Below are 16,887 nucleotides of genomic sequence, written 5' to 3'. Positions count from 1 at the left end.
AGGACGGCACCTGCCGTGTCCGTCCCGGCTACTACACCCGCACCATCCAGTATCAGGATATCAACTATCAGTTGGCGCAGCAGGAGGACAAGACCGCCATCTTTGAGGAATGGTGCTCTTTTCTCAACTTTTTCGACAGCTCTATCCACTTTGAACTGTCTTTCGTGAATACCGCCACCGATTCGGCAGACTTCGAGAAGTCCATCCGCATCCCGTACCAGCAGGATGGCTTTGATGATGTGCGAGCCGAGTACAGCCAGATGTTGCGGCAGCAGCTTTCCAAGGGAAACAACGGCCTGACGAAAACAAAGTTTCTGACCTACGGCATCGAGGGCGACAGCATGGCGCAGGTCAAACCTCGGTTGGAGCACATCCAGAACGACCTGATGAACAACTTTCACAGGTTGGGCGTTCTGGCAAAGCCGTTGGACGGTACGGAGCGTCTGCGGCTGATGCACGGGATGCTGAACATGGATGGAGCCAACAAGTTCCACTTCAACTGGAAAGACCTTGTGCCCAGTGGTCTGTCCGTAAAGGATGCCATTGCCCCCACTGCGCTGGCGTTTAAGAACAGCCGCACCTTTCAGATGGGCGGCATCTTCGGAGCGGTCAGCTTTCTGAATATCACGGCTTCTGACCTGAGCGACCAGTTGCTGAAGGATTTCCTTGATATGGATTCCAGTCAGATCGTTACCATGCACATCCAGTCCGTTGACCAGAACAAGGCCATCAAAACCATCAAGCACACCATCACGGAACTGGACCGCAGCAAAATCGAAGAGCAGAAAAAAGCCGTCCGCGCAGGATACGATATGGACGTGCTGCCGTCTGATTTGGCAACCTACGGCAGAGATGCCAAGGCACTTTTGAAGGAATTACAGAGCCAGAACGAGCGGATGTTCCTTGTCACTTTTCTGGTGCTGAACACCGGCAAGACCGAGCAGGAACTGGAAACCAACGTGTTTCAGGCAGTCAGCATTGCCCAGAAGCATAACTGCGAATTATGCCGCCTTGATTTTCAGCAGGAGCAGGGGCTTATGTCCTCGCTGCCGCTGGCAGACTGCCAGATCGAGATCCAGCGGGGTCTGACCACCAGCAGCACGGCAATTTTTGTGCCGTTTACCACGCAGGAGTTGTTCGACAACGGCAAGGAAAGCCTGTATTATGGCTTGAACGCTCTGTCCAACAATCTTATCATGGTAGACCGGAAGAAACTAAAGAACCCCAACGGTCTGATTCTCGGCACTCCCGGTTCCGGCAAGTCTTTCAGCGCAAAGCGTGAGATCTGCAATGCGTTCCTCGTGACGGACGATGATATTATCATCTGCGACCCGGAATGTGAGGTGCGACACGAAGTCGCGTAATGTATTGTGTATAAACACTGCTCTATCCATTTGGAGTAACCCTACTGTGACCTGCACTGGTCAAAAGCCGGCGTTGGGAAGCTCACAGGACAATATGGGAAATCTGCCAGCCTAAAGCGGATGTACTGTTAGGGTAAAGAATGCTATGTCGAACGTAATGTGAATCATCGTAAGGATCGTTACAGGGAATAGGTGAAATAAGGCTGATACACCTACACCAAAAGGTGTTGGAGGTGGCCGAGGGGCCTTTCGCTACCCCGAAGCAAATGGACACAAATCCTCCCGGTTCAAAGATGGCGGCTAAGGCATTCGAGAATTATGCATTACGTGGAACGTGGAAAACCCTATGCGTTCCTTGAACAAAGGTATCGACCTCGCAAGAGGAAGAAATGGCGCAGAGGGTATGAGATGGAATAAAAAGCGAAAGGTTCACTGTAACGGTGAGCATAGGGGTTCAAAATTTGCCCTGACCTGAAAGGGTGCTGACTTATTCCGGGTATTTCATGGCAAGATTGGAGGTATTCCTGTGAACGATAAGTATTCAACGACGGAAGGTAAAACTTCTGAGAAGCTGTCGGACGAAGCTATGTTGAGTGCCCAATGGAAAAACATTGATTGGCATAAGGCAGAGCGGGAAGTCAACAGGCTACAAATCAGGATTGTCAAGGCAACTCAGCAAAAAGACTACAACGCAGTAAAACGACTTCAGTATCTTCTGACACATTCCTTTTACGCCAAAGCACTGGCTGTCAAGCGTGTCGTAACCAACGACGGGCGCAGAACTCCCGGTGTAGATGGTGTTCTCTGGAACACTCCGGCGAAGAAAATGGCAGCGGCTCTATCGCTGACAGATAAAAGGTATCGTGCACGTCCTCTCCGTAGAGTGTATATCGAAAAGAAGGACAAGAAGAAAAAACGTCCGTTGGGGATTCCCACGATGTATGACCGCGCAATGCAGGCTCTTTATGCTTTGGCACTGGAGCCGGTGGCGGAAACAACAGCAGATGGGAAATCCTTTGGTTTCCGAAAAGGAAGATGCGCACAGGATGCCTGCGAATATCTGTTCAATGCACTGTCGCGCAAGCACATTTCTCCGAAGTGGGTTTTGGAGGGTGACATCAAAGGTTGCTTCGACCATATCAGCCATGATTGGCTTCTGGCGAATATCCCCATGGACAAGAACATTTTGAAGCAGTTCTTAAAGGCGGGATTTATCTATCAGCGCGAACTCTTTCCTACCGAGGAAGGAACTCCGCAAGGTGGTATTATCTCCCCCATTCTGGCGAACATGACGCTGGATGGTATCGAGAAGAAGCTGGTCAAACGCTTTCACACGAACGCGCTCGGTAAGGTCGATTCAAGATTTAAGAATGCCCACAAAGTAAACTTCGTCCGCTATGCAGACGATTTTGTGGTCACAGCGGCAACACCTGAACTGGCTCTTGAAGCAAAGGAGCTGATTCGAGAGTTTCTCGCTGAACGCGGATTGGAACTTTCTGATGAAAAGACCGTTGTCACCAACATTGACGATGGTTTCGACTTCCTCGGCTGGAACTTCAGAAAGTATAACGAAAAGCTGATTATCAAGCCTTCCCAAAAGGCGGTTAAGGCTATCGTTTCCAATATCTCTGACACGATTCTCCGCAGAGGAAAAGCGTGGCAGCAAGATGTTCTGATTATGAAGTTGAATGAACAAATTCGAGGTTGGACTAATTACCACCAGTCCGTATGCGCAAGTGATGCGTTCGCGCATCTGGACTATGTCCTGTACGAACTGCTGTGGCGATGGGCTAAAAGACGGCACCCAAAGAAGAACAAGTGGTGGATTTCCACGAGATACTGGCATCGTGTCGGTAATCGGAACTGGGTGTTCTCTACGGAAAACAAGGAGCTGATACGGGCGGACAGCACAGTCATTGTGCGACATACCAAGATAAAAGCTACTGCAAATCCGTTCCTCGATGAGGCGTATTTCCAAAAAAGGAAATTCGATAAAGGAATGCACCGGCTGACTGGAAAATTCAAGATGATTTGGAAAAAACAGAACGGACTGTGCTACCACTGCGGAATGCCGATGGATGTAACGGAAGAAAGAGAAATCTTCTACCTTGCACCAAAGGCAAAGGCTGGCATGGAAGATGTTCGCAATATGCGCTACGTTCATTGCACCTGTCAGCGTATTTATGCTGAGAACCGCTTGAAGAAGTGATGAAATGCTTGAGCCGTATGACGGGAAACTGTCACGTACGGTTCTTAGGCGGGAAGGCGGTGGTAACATCGCTGACCCAGCCGATTACGCTCCGCTGGTGGAGCGTCTGCATGGGCAGGTCATCCACATCAGCCCTGCCAGCACCCAGTATATCAACCCGATGGACATCAACAGCAACTATTCGGAAGAGGATAACCCGCTGGCTTTGAAAGCCGACTTTGTGCTATCCCTGTGCGAACTGGTGGTGGGAGGCAAAGAAGGCTTGCAGCCGGTGGAAAAGACGGTCATTGACCGCTGCGTCCATGTGATCTATCGCAAGTATTTCGAGAATCCCACCCCGGAAAATATGCCGCTGTTGGAAGATCTGTACAACGCCCTGCTGACGCAAGATGAACCGGAAGCCCGCCATGTGGCGGCTGCGCTGGAAATCTACGTCAAGGGCAGTCTGAACATTTTCAACCACCACACCAACGTGGATATCAATAACCGCATCGTCTGTTTTGACATCAAACAGCTTGGCAAGCAGCTGAAAAAACTCGGTATGCTCATCGTGCAGGATGCTGTGTGGGGGCGTGTCACCGCCAACCGTAGTGCCGGAAAATCCACCCGGTACTATGCAGACGAGTTCCACCTTTTGCTGAAAGAGGAGCAAACTGCGGCATACAGCGTTGAAATTTGGAAGCGTTTTCGTAAGTGGGGTGGCATCCCGACAGCCCTAACGCAGAACGTCAAAGATCTGCTGGCAAGTCCTGAAGTATCGAATATTTTCGAGAATTCGGACTTTGTGTATATGCTCAATCAGGCCAACGGAGACCGGCAGATTCTCGCAAAGCAGCTCAACATCTCGCCCCATCAGCTTTCCTATGTGACCCACTCCGGCGAAGGTGAGGGGCTGCTGTTTTTCGGTAACGTGATCCTGCCCTTTGTTGACCACTTCCCGAAAGACCTTGAACTCTACCGCATCCTTACGACCCGCCTTTCCGAAGTTGCGGAGGCGCAAAAGCATGAGTGAGAAACAGCCGAAGCTGAAATTCGAGGAGGAAAAGGAGCGCACGGCTACGCGCTCCCCTCCGAAAAAGTCTAAAGTGGAGCAGTCGGTGCCCAAAAAGCAGAAACTGAAACAGGATGCAGACAAAGCTGCGGAGAAATCCCAGCATCTGCGTTTTGGCAAAGCCGAGATAACCCCGGATGAAGCATCCCGCATGACAAAGCAGCAGAAACGTGCTATGTATGCCGCTGCTGCCGCCCGGTCTGCGGCACATCGAGAGATTGATCAGTACGAGGACGACAATGTGGGCACGCAGGCTTTAAGCGAGGGCGAAAAAGCTGCCGAGACTACCCACGATATTTCCAAGAGCCGTTACGCCAGAAAGCTGAAAAAGAAAGCCAAGATGCAGGGCAAGAAAAGGGCCCGAACCGCAAAATCTTCCGTGCAGAAGCCGCCTGCAGCACAAGATGCAGGCGCATCCGGCATCGGCGAGGGCAGTTCCAACTGGCTTTCACGCTGGAAACAACGGCAAGAAATCCGTAAAAGTCACTATGCCACCGCCCATTCGGGTACAGCGGCACAGACCGCAGGCGGCAAGGCGGCATCCAACGGTGCATCTGCCTCCCGGTCCAGCATGGAACAGGCGGTAGAAAAGGGCAAAACTGCCGTCAGCACCGCTGTGAAAGGGCTGATGAATGCCGCCAAGGGCAACGCACACGTTCTGGTGATCGTGGGCGTTTTTCTTTTGCTCTTGCTGCTGGTCATGTCGGCATTTTCGTCCTGTTCCATTCTGTTTTCAGGCACCACGCAGGTATCCGGTCAGACCATTTACACCGCAGAGGACCGGGACATCCGGGGAGCCGAAACCGACTACAAGAAGCTGGAAAAGGAGCTGGACAAAAAGATCAAGCGTACCCCCACCGACCATCCCGGCTACAACGAGTACCAGTATCACCTTGACCCCATCGAGCATGACCCATGGCAGTTGACCTCTTTTCTCACGACTCTCTATGACGATTACACCCGGTCAGAGGTGCAGGGCAAGTTGAAGGAGACCTTCAAAAAGCAGTACAAGCTGACCACATGGGTGGAGGTGCAGATACGGTATAAGACCGTCTGGGTCATCAGTCCGGCAGGAATCCCAGTTCCCACACAGGTGCCTTATGAGTACCGCATCTTCCACACCAAATTGGTGAATAAAGGGCTGGAAGTGGTTATCCGGGAGGAACTGGACAACGACCAGTGGAAACGCTATGAGATCTTTCAGGATACGCTGGGTGGTCGGCCTTATCTGTTCAACGGCGGTCTGCCGCCCGGTGGCTCCGATGGCTCCGGCACACCCGGCATCGACTATCAGGTTCCTGCGGAAGCCCTGACGGACAGCGAGTTTGCCGCTATCTACAAGGAGGCGCAAAAGTATGTGGGCACGCCCTACGTCTGGGGCGGTTCTACCCCGGAAACCGGGTTTGATTGCTCCGGCTACGTTTGCTGGGTCTACAACCAGAACGGCTACAATGTGGGGCGCACCACCGCCAACGGTCTGTGGAACAAGAGCCAGCACATTTCCGAAGCCGAAGCAAAGCCCGGCGACCTTGTTTTCTTTGAAGGAACGTATGATACGCCGGGGAAAAGTCATGTGGGCATCGTGCGTCCAGTAAGGACGATAGTAGAAGTAGAGAAAGGAGGCTGTGGCTAAGGTACTACCCCGCAAAGCAACGCGGGAATCCACCTGCTTTACCGAAAGTCGAAAGATGTACGGGAAAAGAGCACGGCAGGAAAGCGGTAAGTTGCCTAAAGACAATCGGGCACGACTGAACCGCAAGGATAAGTGAATATAAGGATAAAACTGAATTGTTTAAGGTGAGTTCCAAGCCCTCGTTACGTGTGGGCAAAGGAAAATTGTCTGAACCCTTTGGTACAGAGACCATAGGAAATAGAGTCCTTCCTATGGGTTGCTAATCCCCTGTACGGCACGTCGGAGAACCGATAGTAACGGAACGAAAGCATATCCGATAATTCACATTGACCTACTACTATCGTCAACTGGAGATTGTCTAAACCAGAACGCTTGAAAAAGCTATGTGTAATGCAGTAATGTGATAAATTTCAAAGCTATGCTAGAAAGATGACACTGAAAATCTGGCATGACAACGGAGCTTCTATAGTAGTCCGAGAATCCTGAATTGACAGGAAAAGCCGTAAAATCGGATGCGGGAAAGCCGCTCACATGGCGAAGAGAAGCAGTTTTTTGCGCATTAAAATCAGAAATTGATTAGAGAGGAAAGCCTCAATGAAATCAACAATGGAGATTTTAACAAAATTACAAGAAAATTCCCAAAAGAACCAAGATGAAGTGTTTACACGACTGTACCGCTATCTTTTGAGGCCGGATATTTACTTCATTGCCTACCAGCATCTTTACTCCAATAAGGGTGCAGGAACGAAGGGTGTGAATGATGATACGGCTGATGGATTTAGCGAGCAGTATGTGACAGCCATCATTGAAGCATTGAGAACAGGGTCATATGAACCCAAGCCGGTACGCAGAACCTATATTCAAAAGAAGAACGGTAAGCTGCGCCCGTTGGGACTTCCTGTATTCGCTGACAAGCTGGTGCAAGAAGCTATCCGTATGATTCTGGAAGCCATCTACGAGCCAATTTTCTCTATCTATTCCCACGGCTTTAGACCGGGCAGAAGCTGCCACACGGCACTTGCCATGATCAAGCATGAGTTTACCGGAGCAAAGTGGTTCATTGAGGGTGACATCAAGGGATGCTTTGATAATATCGACCATTCCACGCTGATTGATGTGCTGAACCGAAAAATCAAGGACGCTCGTTTTCTGAACCTGATTCGTATGTTTCTGAAAGCCGGCTATATGGAAGATTGGAACTTCCATGAAACCTATAGCGGATGCCCGCAGGGTGGAATCATCTCCCCGATTCTTGCAAACATTTATCTGAACGAACTGGACAGGTATATTATGCAGCTGAAGAAGGAATTTGACCACGGATACAATCCGAGAAACTTTACGGAAGAATACAACACGATAAGACACAAACGAGATGCACTGCATGAGAAAATCAAGAAAGCTGAAGGAACAATGCGGGAGCAGCTGATTGCTCAGCACAAGCAACTGACAAAGCAGTTGTTTCGGACACCTGCAAAAGCGTGTACCGATAAGCGATTGAAATATGTTCGCTATGCAGATGACTTTCTGATTGCAGTCAATGGGACAAGAGAGGAATGCGAAGCGATTAAGGCAAAACTCACGGATTTTGTCCGGGACACTCTGAAAATGGAGTTGAGTCAAGAAAAGACCCTTATTACGCACAGCAATACTCCTGCCCGATTCCTTGGTTTTGATGTTCGGGTGCGCAGGGATGCCAGTGTCAAACGCTCTGGAAAACGAAAAATGCGTACTATGAACAACAAAGTGGAACTCAATATTCCACTGAAAGATAAGGTGGAGACCTATTTACTGTCCCATAGCATCGCTGAAAGGGATGGAAAGAGGTTGATTCCTATTCATCGCCCAATTCTGCTGAACCGCACGGATTTGGAAATCGTAATGATTTATAATGCGGAACTCCGAGGACTCTGTAACTATTATGCCATTGCAAGCAACTTCAACAAGCTCGTTTACTTTGGTTATCTGATGGAATACAGCTGTCTGAAAACACTCGCAAACAAGCATCGCTCCCGAATTGCTAAGGTTCGTTATGAATACAGAGATGGGACTGGTGCATGGGGCGTTCCGTATGAAACCAAAAAGGGAAAACGCCGTATGATGTTCGCTAAGTACAGCGATTGCAAAGGCAAAGATTTGACGGAAAAAGTGCCCGATTTGGCGTATCGCTATTCGCACAACACAACCTCCTTCGAGGAACGTCTGAAGGCCAAAGTCTGTGAAGTCTGCGGCTGTACAGACAGCGATAGCTATGAAATCCACCATGTAAACAAGGTCAAAAACCTGAAAGGTAAAGCTGATTGGGAAAAAGTCATGCTGGCAAAGAGGCGCAAGACAATCGTTGTGTGCCACAAATGCCACATGAGAATTCATCATGGAACTAAAACGGAATAACTTTTGAAATGGAGCAAAAAATGGGGAGCCGTGTGCGTTGAGAGGCGCAAGCACGGTTCTGGGAGAGGTCTGTGCAAACCTGTCGTAGAAATACGATAAGGCGGCACTTTCCTACTCTACTACCTTGGAAACGGCAAGATGGTGTCTGCCGGAGACCCCATAAAGTATGCTGATATTCACTCGTCCTACTGGCAGAAATACCTGTCCGGTTTTGGGCGGCTCTCAAAATGATTGGAGGAAAGTATGAGCGAAAAAATCGATAAGCTGCGCGCTTCTCTGGAAAAAGAGAAGGAGCGGCGCATCAAGATCAACAACCGCATCGAAAGCCTTGAGCGGCGCATTCAGGAAGCGGAAGCCGCCGAAGTGAACGAGATGGTTCGGACGGCAAAGGTCACGCCGGAACAGCTTGCCGCCCTGCTGCGGCAGTCCGCAACTTCCACCCCGAACCCGGCTGCGCTGTCCGCAGTCGGTGCTACCATTGATAAGGAGGGCCCCGATAATGAAGATGATGAATAAGGTATGTGCGCTGGTGCTGTCGGTGGCACTGTGCGCTGGCATGGCAGCTCCTGCTTTTGCCTATGACGGCGAGCCTGTGGAGGAAGTGGAACAGCCTGTCCTGACTGCTGCCACCGAAGAGGAAGAGGCTGTCACCGTGACCGATGAGGAAAACGGTGCTCTGACCCCGGAGGGCAATCTGACGCTGGTGGACGATTACCACACTGACTACTCCGATGGCAGCGGACAGCAGTTCATTACGCTGGTGTCGAAGTCGGGAGCCACCTTTTATCTGGTCATCGACCGCAATGCCAAGGGACAGCAGACCGTCCACTTTATGAACCTTGTGGATGAAGCCGACCTGCTCTCCCTGATGGAAGATGAAGATGCCGAAGCCTATACCGCCGAAAAGGAAGCGGCGGCACAGGCTGAACAGGAGCGTAAGCAGGCTGAGGAGGATGCCAAGAAAGCAGCGAAAGAAGCGGCGGCATCCGGTTCTGAACAGACTGGCGGCAACAAAGTCACGAAGTATGCTGCCACATTCTTAGGCGTGCTGGCGCTGGTCGGTTTGGTTGCTGGCGGCGGCATTTACACCTTTATGAAGCAGAAGCAGAAAAAGCAGGCAGAAAAGGAAGCCCTTGACCCCGATGCAAACTACACCGAGGACAAGGGCGATTTTGAGATCCCTGTGGAGGATGAGCCGGAGGAGACAGGCGAAGAAGATACCGAACCTATCTGATTTTAAGGCGGCGTTTGCCGCCTTACATATTGCAATCCAAAACAGATTGGAGGGATTCCTATCGCAAAATTAGTCGTGGCGGAAAAACCATCGGTGGCCATGTCCTATGCCAAAGTCCTCGGTGCAACCAGCCGTCAGGATGGCTACCTTGAGGGCAACGGCTATCTGGTAAGCTGGTGTGTTGGGCATTTGGTAGAGCTGGCTCCACCCAATGTCTACGATGCCAAGTACGTCAAGTGGAGCATCGCAGATTTGCCCATCCTGCCGGAAAGGTGGCAGTATCTGGTGTCTGCCAGCACCAAAAAGCAGTTTGACATCCTGCAAAAACTTATGCACCGCCCGGATGTGGACAGCGTGATCTGTGCTACGGATGCAGGGTAGTGCGGTTAGGTGACTCAAGAGAAAGAAAAAAGAGACCTCATCTCGTCAAAAATCAAATTTCAAAATCATTAAAGGAGCTATTCAAATGAAACGAAATCAGAATTTCGACCATAATCACTCTCAAAAACTGCTTTCCTTCCGCTACAACATAGACACCAACCGAGTGGAAGCCCGGTTCACGGATGGCTCTGCCGTCGCCAACAGGATGCCCAACTGCCTCAGAACATCCTCAACCCGCTACTTTACAGTGGGGTTGACACGGAGGATTGAGTGTCATCGTTTTTTCATGGCTACCGCCGAAAATCATTGTAACGTATTTTGTGTTACAAATTGGTCAAGCGAATGATTATGATTAAAATTCTCTTACTCGCACAATAAGTCATTTGATAAACTGGTTAAAATGCCAAATAATTTCAAATCATAGTCCAACACACAACAAATGTGGTATAATAACAATATATTTAATGCTTTAACTGTGTTTGCAAAAAGGAAAAGAAGATAAGTATGGAGATTACATGGTTGAAAAATGAAGATAATGCCATTCAATACGTCTATGCCTCTGCTGTTCCCCAAAAAATACCATTAGACATTTTTAAAGAAATTGTTCAGAGCAGTAAAGAAAACTGTCTACCTGAATTTTATGTGATATCTGAACAGGGAAAGTATATCGGATATATTTTATTATTGGCCGATAAAAAAGAAGACATCCCTAAACCTTTTACATTTCTTGCATGTCATAATGGCGATACTCTGCCAAAAGAAACTCACAAAAAAATATTGGAATTTATCGGCAAACGGTGTCGTGTAAACAACTGGAATAAACTCGCTTGGTTGGCCGAACAAGAAATCCAGCAATTGTGATATCATCGTTTTTTAAGCTATCTCTCTATAAAAACTCCTTAAAGACATAAAGGCAAACTTGAATAAATAAATTTATCTAAAAGCCCCACCTACAATAGATATTCCAAATCGAAGAATCTACTGCAGGTGGGGCTTGTTCTATGTGATAAGCTATTTTGTAAAAATCAAATACGTAGATTATATGGCAGAATCATTTGGTGACACTGAAAGCTAATGTTGCGCCATCAACGACACTATACATATCGCCGTTAGCCGCAGTAGCAATTCCAGTAAACTCAACCTCCCATTTTCCTTTAGAGAGTCCATATTTTACATCTTCCGTACCGATTGTGCCGTATGCAGAAATGGCATGATCAAAGGTTCCAAAGGGTGTACCAAGTTTATTGAAATGCAGGTTACCTTCAAAGGAAACAATTACTGCACCCGGAACGGTAATCGTCCATTGGATATACCCTTCAGACAGATAATCAAGTGTACATGAACCAGCATCGCCCCAGAAGGTTTCGCGAGAAATTGGGACAAGTTTGAATGTTGCAGAGTTTACAGTTGTTCCTTTATCAATTTCGATACTAGATTTTTTGGAAGAAAGTGCTACAACGCCTGGTTCAACTGCAACAGCAGCAGGCATCAAAACTGTGTTGAAAACAACCAACGCAGCACTCGTTCCAGCCATTTTAAGGAATTCATTTCGGGTCATCTTTTTCATGTCGATTTGCTCCTTATATTTTATTGACTGTTACAAGTCACCCAGCTACAATTTGGATTCTTTTTCGCTTAATTCTGCACTGGAATCACCTCTTACAAAATTTTAGTATATTGGCATCATCGTGATCAAAAGCAATATCACTAACAGCCACCTCATCACACTATAAAGCCGCAAATTTTCAACTCAGGTGTATGCTCATCGGCAAATAAATGTGAACCATACGAATGCCGCTGTTAAACAACCTGCCAAAACCACTAAAATACAACTTGCCAACTTTGGCTCAATAGCAACTTTTTGATTTTCGCACAGCGCAAATTTCTGAAGTTCCTGAAATGTTGTTTGATTGACATTGCCGTGTATTGCTTTCCATGCAACGAAATGATTTGTAATCAGAAGATAATCTGAAACGATTCCTACAAAAACAATGGCAAAAAATGCTGCGGAAAAGAACCACATTCCATCGCATTGATTCACCGTCAGGATATCCTGAAGGCTTGCTGGCTTCAATGCCCATAAAGCCACAACATATAGCAATACTTCGCAGAAATCTCTTTGGAGTGGCCCTTTTTGCTTAAAGAATCCCATTACATGTTCTCCCTGTTCTTTGAAGTCACTATCAGCCACCAATGGCCTGATAATAATCCGTTTTAGACCGAATCAAAGAGCCATTTGACTTATATTCCTTGACAGTTTGATGATAGCAATGTGTATAGTAGCTATTGTCATAGGAAAATAGGACTTCATACGTAATAGAAGATATTGTCACTTTATAGCAGTCCGAGGACATACTCTGAAGCATCTGATCGAAAATAAACGATGCTGTAGAAGAAATAACTGCTGCTGGTGTGCTTCCCCATGCAGTTGCTAAAATACTGGCTACATCAGATGCTTTTTTGCATTTACGCAAATCACTAGCATAAACCGTATCGGTTGCACTTGTGCCAACATAGCGGTGCTTGAACTGCGACCCTGTCACCTCGCTTCCAGTGAGTGCAGGAATTTGTGCCAGCTGTCCGTTTTTGTAATTTTGCTGATCTTGATAAATTTCATAGAACAAGCTATAGTCACTTCTTGCAGTTGATGTTGTTGATTCACCAGATGCACCTACAACAACAATGTCCATCACATCATTAGGATGCACCGTACGCGTAATTCGTGTGATACCTCCATCACGAATTGTAAGCTGTTCAACAACATCTTTTCCATTCATCGAGTACGAAACAGAATAATTTGATCCTGTCAAAAGAGATTCGCTATTGCCATGATTTGTTGAATCTGCAAAGGCAATGGGCATAATGGAAGCAACACAAAGCAGCACCGCTAACACGCAGGAAATATAACGCAAATATGTTTTTGTTTTCATTTTGTTTTTTCCTTTCATGCATTCCTATAGAACAACGGACTCTCATCTGTGCATCGGAAACACCTCCGAAGTACATTGATTATCGATGCTCTCACTTTTTCAAGAGATATTTTCCAAATGCAAGGACGCCTAGAATATAGAAAAGCTGACGAACAATCAACATAATGAATGAAAGCAGCTCCAACATAATCGAACAGTTCCTTTTAGAAAATTATCAAGAAATATATCCCGTAAGAGTATCGCTATCTTACCTTTCATATGAATTTCAGTCATGCTCAAGCGATTCCGGGACATCCGGCTGATATGCCGTAAAGCCACAGGTGCTGTTCACGCTCAAGACTGCGAGAGCCATTGCCATAATGCAAGTGACCTTGCTCAAGAGCAACATAATCTTTTTCATTTCTGTTACCTCCGTTTGATATTTTTTAGAGCATTCATCTTCTGAAAACACATGAACGCCCTCGTACCTTAGGATATCTTCGCTTGTTTCTGAAAAAACGGAATGATTGCAAAAATCACTAAAACCCATTTTGAAATGTAGTATACCGTTATACTGCGGGTGTCCGGAAGCACATTGAAAATGGCAAACAGGAAATCTATTGACGAAAGAACAGATGCGACCATCTTATAGCTTAACCGCTTCTTTTTGCCTAAAGGCTTATTCGTTGCTTCTATCGGAGAGAAAAAGATAGCGATGCCCATAAGAGCTGCTGTTGTCAGGATACGAAAAAGGTGATTGGCTGCAATTACTTTACTCAGCAAAATGCAGATAAGTGCCAGTCCGGTAAATGCCAGATAGCATCTGGTGTGCGACGTTGCATGATATCCACCAATGTAGATTCTCTGCGGGATAAACCCAATCAAAAATGAAAGTGAGTATCGAACATCACCACACACGGCAGAGACGAGGATGACAAGCAAAACACTTACAACAGACGATATGAGCAACTCGTACCCATAGACATACGCATCCGCTTTTGATTCGTCTACCACTTTTTGTTCGCAGAAAAGACGGACTAATTTCTGAGACAGCGTGCGTTCCCACATTGCAGTTGCGCCACCTTATCTTCTGATTTTTGCTTCACTGTATCATAAATTTCAGCAAAATCAAGAGGTTTGGCAAAACTGGTCGTTCTGGTGACAAAAGTGGTAGGTCAGGCTACTTGTAAGGAGCCTTTGCACAGTCTATAATAGTAGCAGGACATTATTTTGTGGAGGTTGTCGAAATGCTGAAGTACCACGTTGCAGTCTGCGATGATGAGAAATCAGACCTTGATGGCATTGTTCAAAGCGTCCAGCAGTACGATGTGCAAGGCTGCTTTGACATTGAAACTTACATGGATGGAAACGAACTTCTGAGCGAATTGCAAATGCAGAAGAAATCCTTTGATCTGCTTCTTCTCGATATCGAGATGCCATCCAACGGTTTTCAGCTGGCGCAGTCTTTGATTCAGATGGAGAAGCATCCTTTGGTGGTATTTGTCACGAAGCGGCATGAGTACGCTGTGCAGGGATATGGCATTGCATTCCGCTACCTTGTCAAACCTTTGGATCAGACGCTGTTCGCTGCGGCAATGGATGCCGTCCTTCAGGAACTGAACTCCAAACATTTCACGATCGAATACGATGGTGTTACCATGTCCTTGGAAACATCGGACATTTACTTTCTGGAAAGCCACGAACATAAAGTTCTGATTCACTGCAAGGAGCAAGACCTTACATTGCGAATGAGCATTCCTGAAGCCTTGGAGCAGCTTCCCAAACGGTGCTTTGTGTCACCACACAAAAGTTATCTCGTCAACATGGAACACATTGTTTACGCTACGGGAACCGCTGTTTTTCTTTCCAGCGGACATCAGCTGCCGATCAGCAGGAGGAAGCGTCAGGAGTTCAATCAGATCTTCAACGCTTATTTGGGAAGATGATGCTTTATTATTTCGTTGAGTTTGCAGGGAGCTTTGCCAACATTGCCCTGTTGCTGCTTTTTATCGGTCGGCTGTTTCCCAAAAAGGAGCCCGTCTCAAGGTGGTTCTATGCCTATGTTGCACTCTTGATTGCTGGGCAGTGTGCTTTGAGTTTATTCCCGGATTGGGTGACGCAGCGCACGATCTATCTTTTAGTTGGCGGATTTTTCCTTGCATTGCTGTTCTATGAGGTTCGACCGTGGCAGGCGGTTTTTGCAAGCGGAGCTTTCTTCACACTGATTGCTTTGGTGGAAGTGCTTGCAATGCTTCTGATTGGGCTGCGTATCCCGGATACCGACATTCTAATGCAGGCTGGGGCAGCACGGTTGGTCTATGTTGTTTTTTCAAACCTGATTCAAATTCCACTCGTAGTCCTGATCTCACATTTTTTCAGCCGAAAAGGAAATGCTCTGCGTATCCTATGGCTGCTGCCGATCATTGCGATTCAAATCGCAAGTATTGCTGTCTGTTATGTGGCACAGTATCATACTGCGGATGAGTATTTCCCGGATTATATGGTCGGTCTTATGGCGGTGCTTCTCCTTATAAACATCCTGATCGTGTTCTATGTGGAAGCTCTCCGGGAAAATGAACTGGAAAAATTCAAAGTTAAGTTCAACGAACAGCAGTACAATCTTCAAATGGAATACTACCAGCAGCTCAAAGAACGCCAGGAAGAAGTCCGTTCTCTGCGGCATGATGTGAAGAAATACATCCTGGCGATGCAGGCAGTTGCAGAACACGGTGATACCGAAGAACTTCACAAGATTGCGCAGGCTGCCACGGATGTTTTCGAGCGTTCCACAAATATTTCTGCGGTCGGAAATCCTGTTGTTGATGCTCTTTTGAATTATTACTTACGAATTGCGGAAAGGAATAACATCAACGTCAAACTGGATGTGACGATTCCTGAAGTCCTGACGATCTCATCGTTGTCTTTGAGCATCATTATCGGAAACACATTTGACAATGCCATCGAAGCCTGTTGCGACCTGCCAGCGGAACAGAGAATCATTCATCTACAGCTGCGCAAGCAGTATCGAAGCCTCTTCTATCGGCTGGAAAACCCATACAGTGATACTTCTCGCGGAATCCGCATCGGAGAGTATCACGGTTACGGACTAAAAAATATAAATCGTATCGTTCAGGAGAACCATGGTGACTTCTATACGAAAAAGAAAGACGGTGTGTTTACCGTCCAAGTCCGCTTGAACTGCGAAAATTAAATATGTTTCCACAGCCAAATGATCAGCCTTTATACTGATTGTTTGGCTCTTTATTTTGTAAAGGAGCGTGATGCTATGACCCAGCCCAAATCCGACCTTGCCTATCTCCGCAGCGAAAAAGCCAAAGCGGAGCAGCAGCTACGCTACTACAAGCACCGTGAGAAAATTCTGGAACATCAGATACCGGAGCTGACCCGCAAAGCCCGTGTGCATCGTCTGTGTACCCGTGCCGGAATGCTGGAAAGTTTTCTGATTGCGCCGGAAGAACTCACCAACGATCAGGTGATGGAGCTGCTGAAAATTGCGTTCCGTCAACCAGAAGTTGCGCTGGCACTTGCAAAGATGATTCACGACTTGCAGGAACGCCGCAGCGTTTCAAACCCTTTAGAATAAAGGGCGCAATTATACACCGTTCCGGTGAAATTGCGGTCTTGCAGACGGCTCGATGAAATCGAAGCTGGCGTTTGTGCGCCAGCCCGATTCCATCCCAAGGAAAACTGCATT

General features: G+C 47.3%; 16 protein-coding genes and 3 pseudogenes. 14 read left to right on the top strand and 5 right to left on the bottom strand.

The window, feature by feature from the left end:
* The 11 genes and pseudogenes from ACNSPV_RS14060 to ACNSPV_RS14010 form a co-directional block, all read left to right on the top strand.
* Window positions 1–1,343 (top strand): annotated as a pseudogene (locus ACNSPV_RS14060) (VirB4-like conjugal transfer ATPase, CD1110 family); the annotation flags it as partial.
* A gap of 547 nt (window positions 1,344–1,890) precedes the next feature.
* Window positions 1,891–3,573 carry a group II intron reverse transcriptase/maturase gene (ltrA, locus tag ACNSPV_RS14055; protein ID WP_348583378.1) on the top strand — a complete coding sequence of 561 codons (1,683 nt, stop codon included), beginning with the start codon at window positions 1,891–1,893 and terminating at the stop codon, window positions 3,571–3,573.
* 4 nt (window positions 3,574–3,577) lie between these two features.
* Window positions 3,578–4,585: a VirB4-like conjugal transfer ATPase, CD1110 family gene (locus ACNSPV_RS14050; protein WP_348585085.1), complete on the top strand. Its 1,008-nt coding sequence runs from the start codon at window positions 3,578–3,580 to the stop codon at window positions 4,583–4,585.
* Window positions 4,578–6,257: a CD1108 family mobile element protein gene (locus ACNSPV_RS14045; protein WP_348585083.1), complete on the top strand. Its 1,680-nt coding sequence runs from the start codon at window positions 4,578–4,580 to the stop codon at window positions 6,255–6,257. The genes ACNSPV_RS14050 and ACNSPV_RS14045 overlap by 8 nt, the downstream gene beginning before the upstream one ends.
* Before the next feature lie 594 nt (window positions 6,258–6,851).
* Window positions 6,852–8,648, top strand: a complete 1,797-nt coding sequence (locus tag ACNSPV_RS14040; RefSeq protein WP_227613826.1) for a reverse transcriptase domain-containing protein — start codon at window positions 6,852–6,854, stop codon at window positions 8,646–8,648.
* Window positions 8,649–8,768: 120 nt separating this feature from the next.
* Window positions 8,769–8,879 (top strand): annotated as a pseudogene (locus tag ACNSPV_RS14035) (peptidase P60); the annotation flags it as partial.
* A gap of 12 nt (window positions 8,880–8,891) precedes the next feature.
* Window positions 8,892–9,164 (top strand): DUF4315 family protein, encoded by a 273-nt coding sequence (locus ACNSPV_RS14030; RefSeq protein WP_348585082.1) that lies wholly within the window; start codon window positions 8,892–8,894, stop codon window positions 9,162–9,164.
* Window positions 9,148–9,882, top strand: a complete 735-nt coding sequence (locus ACNSPV_RS14025) for a DUF4366 domain-containing protein (protein ID WP_348585080.1) — start codon at window positions 9,148–9,150, stop codon at window positions 9,880–9,882. Before ACNSPV_RS14030 ends, ACNSPV_RS14025 begins: the two co-directional genes overlap by 17 nt.
* A 60-nt stretch (window positions 9,883–9,942) precedes the next feature.
* Window positions 9,943–10,260: pseudogene (locus ACNSPV_RS14020) on the top strand (toprim domain-containing protein); the annotation flags it as partial.
* A gap of 88 nt (window positions 10,261–10,348) precedes the next feature.
* Window positions 10,349–10,609, top strand: a complete 261-nt coding sequence (locus ACNSPV_RS14015; protein ID WP_081028504.1) for a DUF6061 family protein — start codon at window positions 10,349–10,351, stop codon at window positions 10,607–10,609.
* Between the two features lie 158 nt (window positions 10,610–10,767).
* A complete protein-coding gene (locus ACNSPV_RS14010) occupies window positions 10,768–11,124 on the top strand; it encodes a hypothetical protein (RefSeq protein WP_055187024.1) in 357 nt (118 codons plus the stop codon).
* A gap of 190 nt (window positions 11,125–11,314) precedes the next feature.
* Here ACNSPV_RS14010 and ACNSPV_RS14005 read toward each other — a convergent pair whose 3' ends face one another.
* From ACNSPV_RS14005 to ACNSPV_RS13985, 5 genes are all read right to left on the bottom strand, one after another.
* Window positions 11,315–11,830: a hypothetical protein gene (locus ACNSPV_RS14005; RefSeq protein ID WP_055187025.1), complete on the bottom strand. Its 516-nt coding sequence runs from the start codon at window positions 11,828–11,830 to the stop codon at window positions 11,315–11,317.
* 195 nt (window positions 11,831–12,025) lie between these two features.
* Complete coding sequence (locus ACNSPV_RS14000) at window positions 12,026–12,415, bottom strand: hypothetical protein (RefSeq protein WP_055187026.1); 390 nt, start codon at window positions 12,413–12,415, stop codon at window positions 12,026–12,028.
* 31 nt (window positions 12,416–12,446) lie between these two features.
* Complete coding sequence (locus tag ACNSPV_RS13995) at window positions 12,447–13,193, bottom strand: hypothetical protein (RefSeq protein WP_133300985.1); 747 nt, start codon at window positions 13,191–13,193, stop codon at window positions 12,447–12,449.
* Between the two features lie 265 nt (window positions 13,194–13,458).
* Window positions 13,459–13,593: a cyclic lactone autoinducer peptide gene (locus ACNSPV_RS13990; RefSeq protein ID WP_165852945.1), complete on the bottom strand. Its 135-nt coding sequence runs from the start codon at window positions 13,591–13,593 to the stop codon at window positions 13,459–13,461.
* A 68-nt stretch (window positions 13,594–13,661) separates the two neighbouring features.
* The gene (locus tag ACNSPV_RS13985) at window positions 13,662–14,240 is read right to left on the bottom strand and encodes an accessory gene regulator B family protein (RefSeq protein ID WP_097783063.1); all 579 of its coding nucleotides are present in this window, start codon (window positions 14,238–14,240) and stop codon (window positions 13,662–13,664) included.
* A gap of 179 nt (window positions 14,241–14,419) precedes the next feature.
* Here ACNSPV_RS13985 and ACNSPV_RS13980 point away from each other — a divergent pair, with 179 nt between their 5' ends.
* The 3 genes from ACNSPV_RS13980 (at window position 14,420) to ACNSPV_RS13970 (ending at window position 16,776) form a co-directional block, all read left to right on the top strand.
* Window positions 14,420–15,118, top strand: coding sequence for a LytTR family DNA-binding domain-containing protein (locus ACNSPV_RS13980; RefSeq protein ID WP_348585008.1), 699 nt, complete (start codon window positions 14,420–14,422; stop codon window positions 15,116–15,118).
* Window positions 15,115–16,383 carry a GHKL domain-containing protein gene (locus ACNSPV_RS13975; RefSeq protein ID WP_348585009.1) on the top strand — a complete coding sequence of 423 codons (1,269 nt, stop codon included), beginning with the start codon at window positions 15,115–15,117 and terminating at the stop codon, window positions 16,381–16,383. The genes ACNSPV_RS13980 and ACNSPV_RS13975 overlap by 4 nt, the downstream gene beginning before the upstream one ends.
* Window positions 16,384–16,458: 75 nt before the next feature.
* A complete protein-coding gene (locus ACNSPV_RS13970; protein ID WP_055185906.1) occupies window positions 16,459–16,776 on the top strand; it encodes a DUF3847 domain-containing protein in 318 nt (105 codons plus the stop codon).
* Window positions 16,777–16,887 lie beyond the last annotated feature (111 nt).

Source organism: Faecalibacterium sp. 3, from assembly GCF_048323735.1.
In the GTDB taxonomy this organism is placed as follows: Bacteria; Bacillota; Clostridia; order Oscillospirales; family Ruminococcaceae; genus Faecalibacterium; species Faecalibacterium wellingii.
Note: the sequence above shows the minus strand (reverse complement) of the source record. Positions and strands in the feature narration are given on the sequence as shown.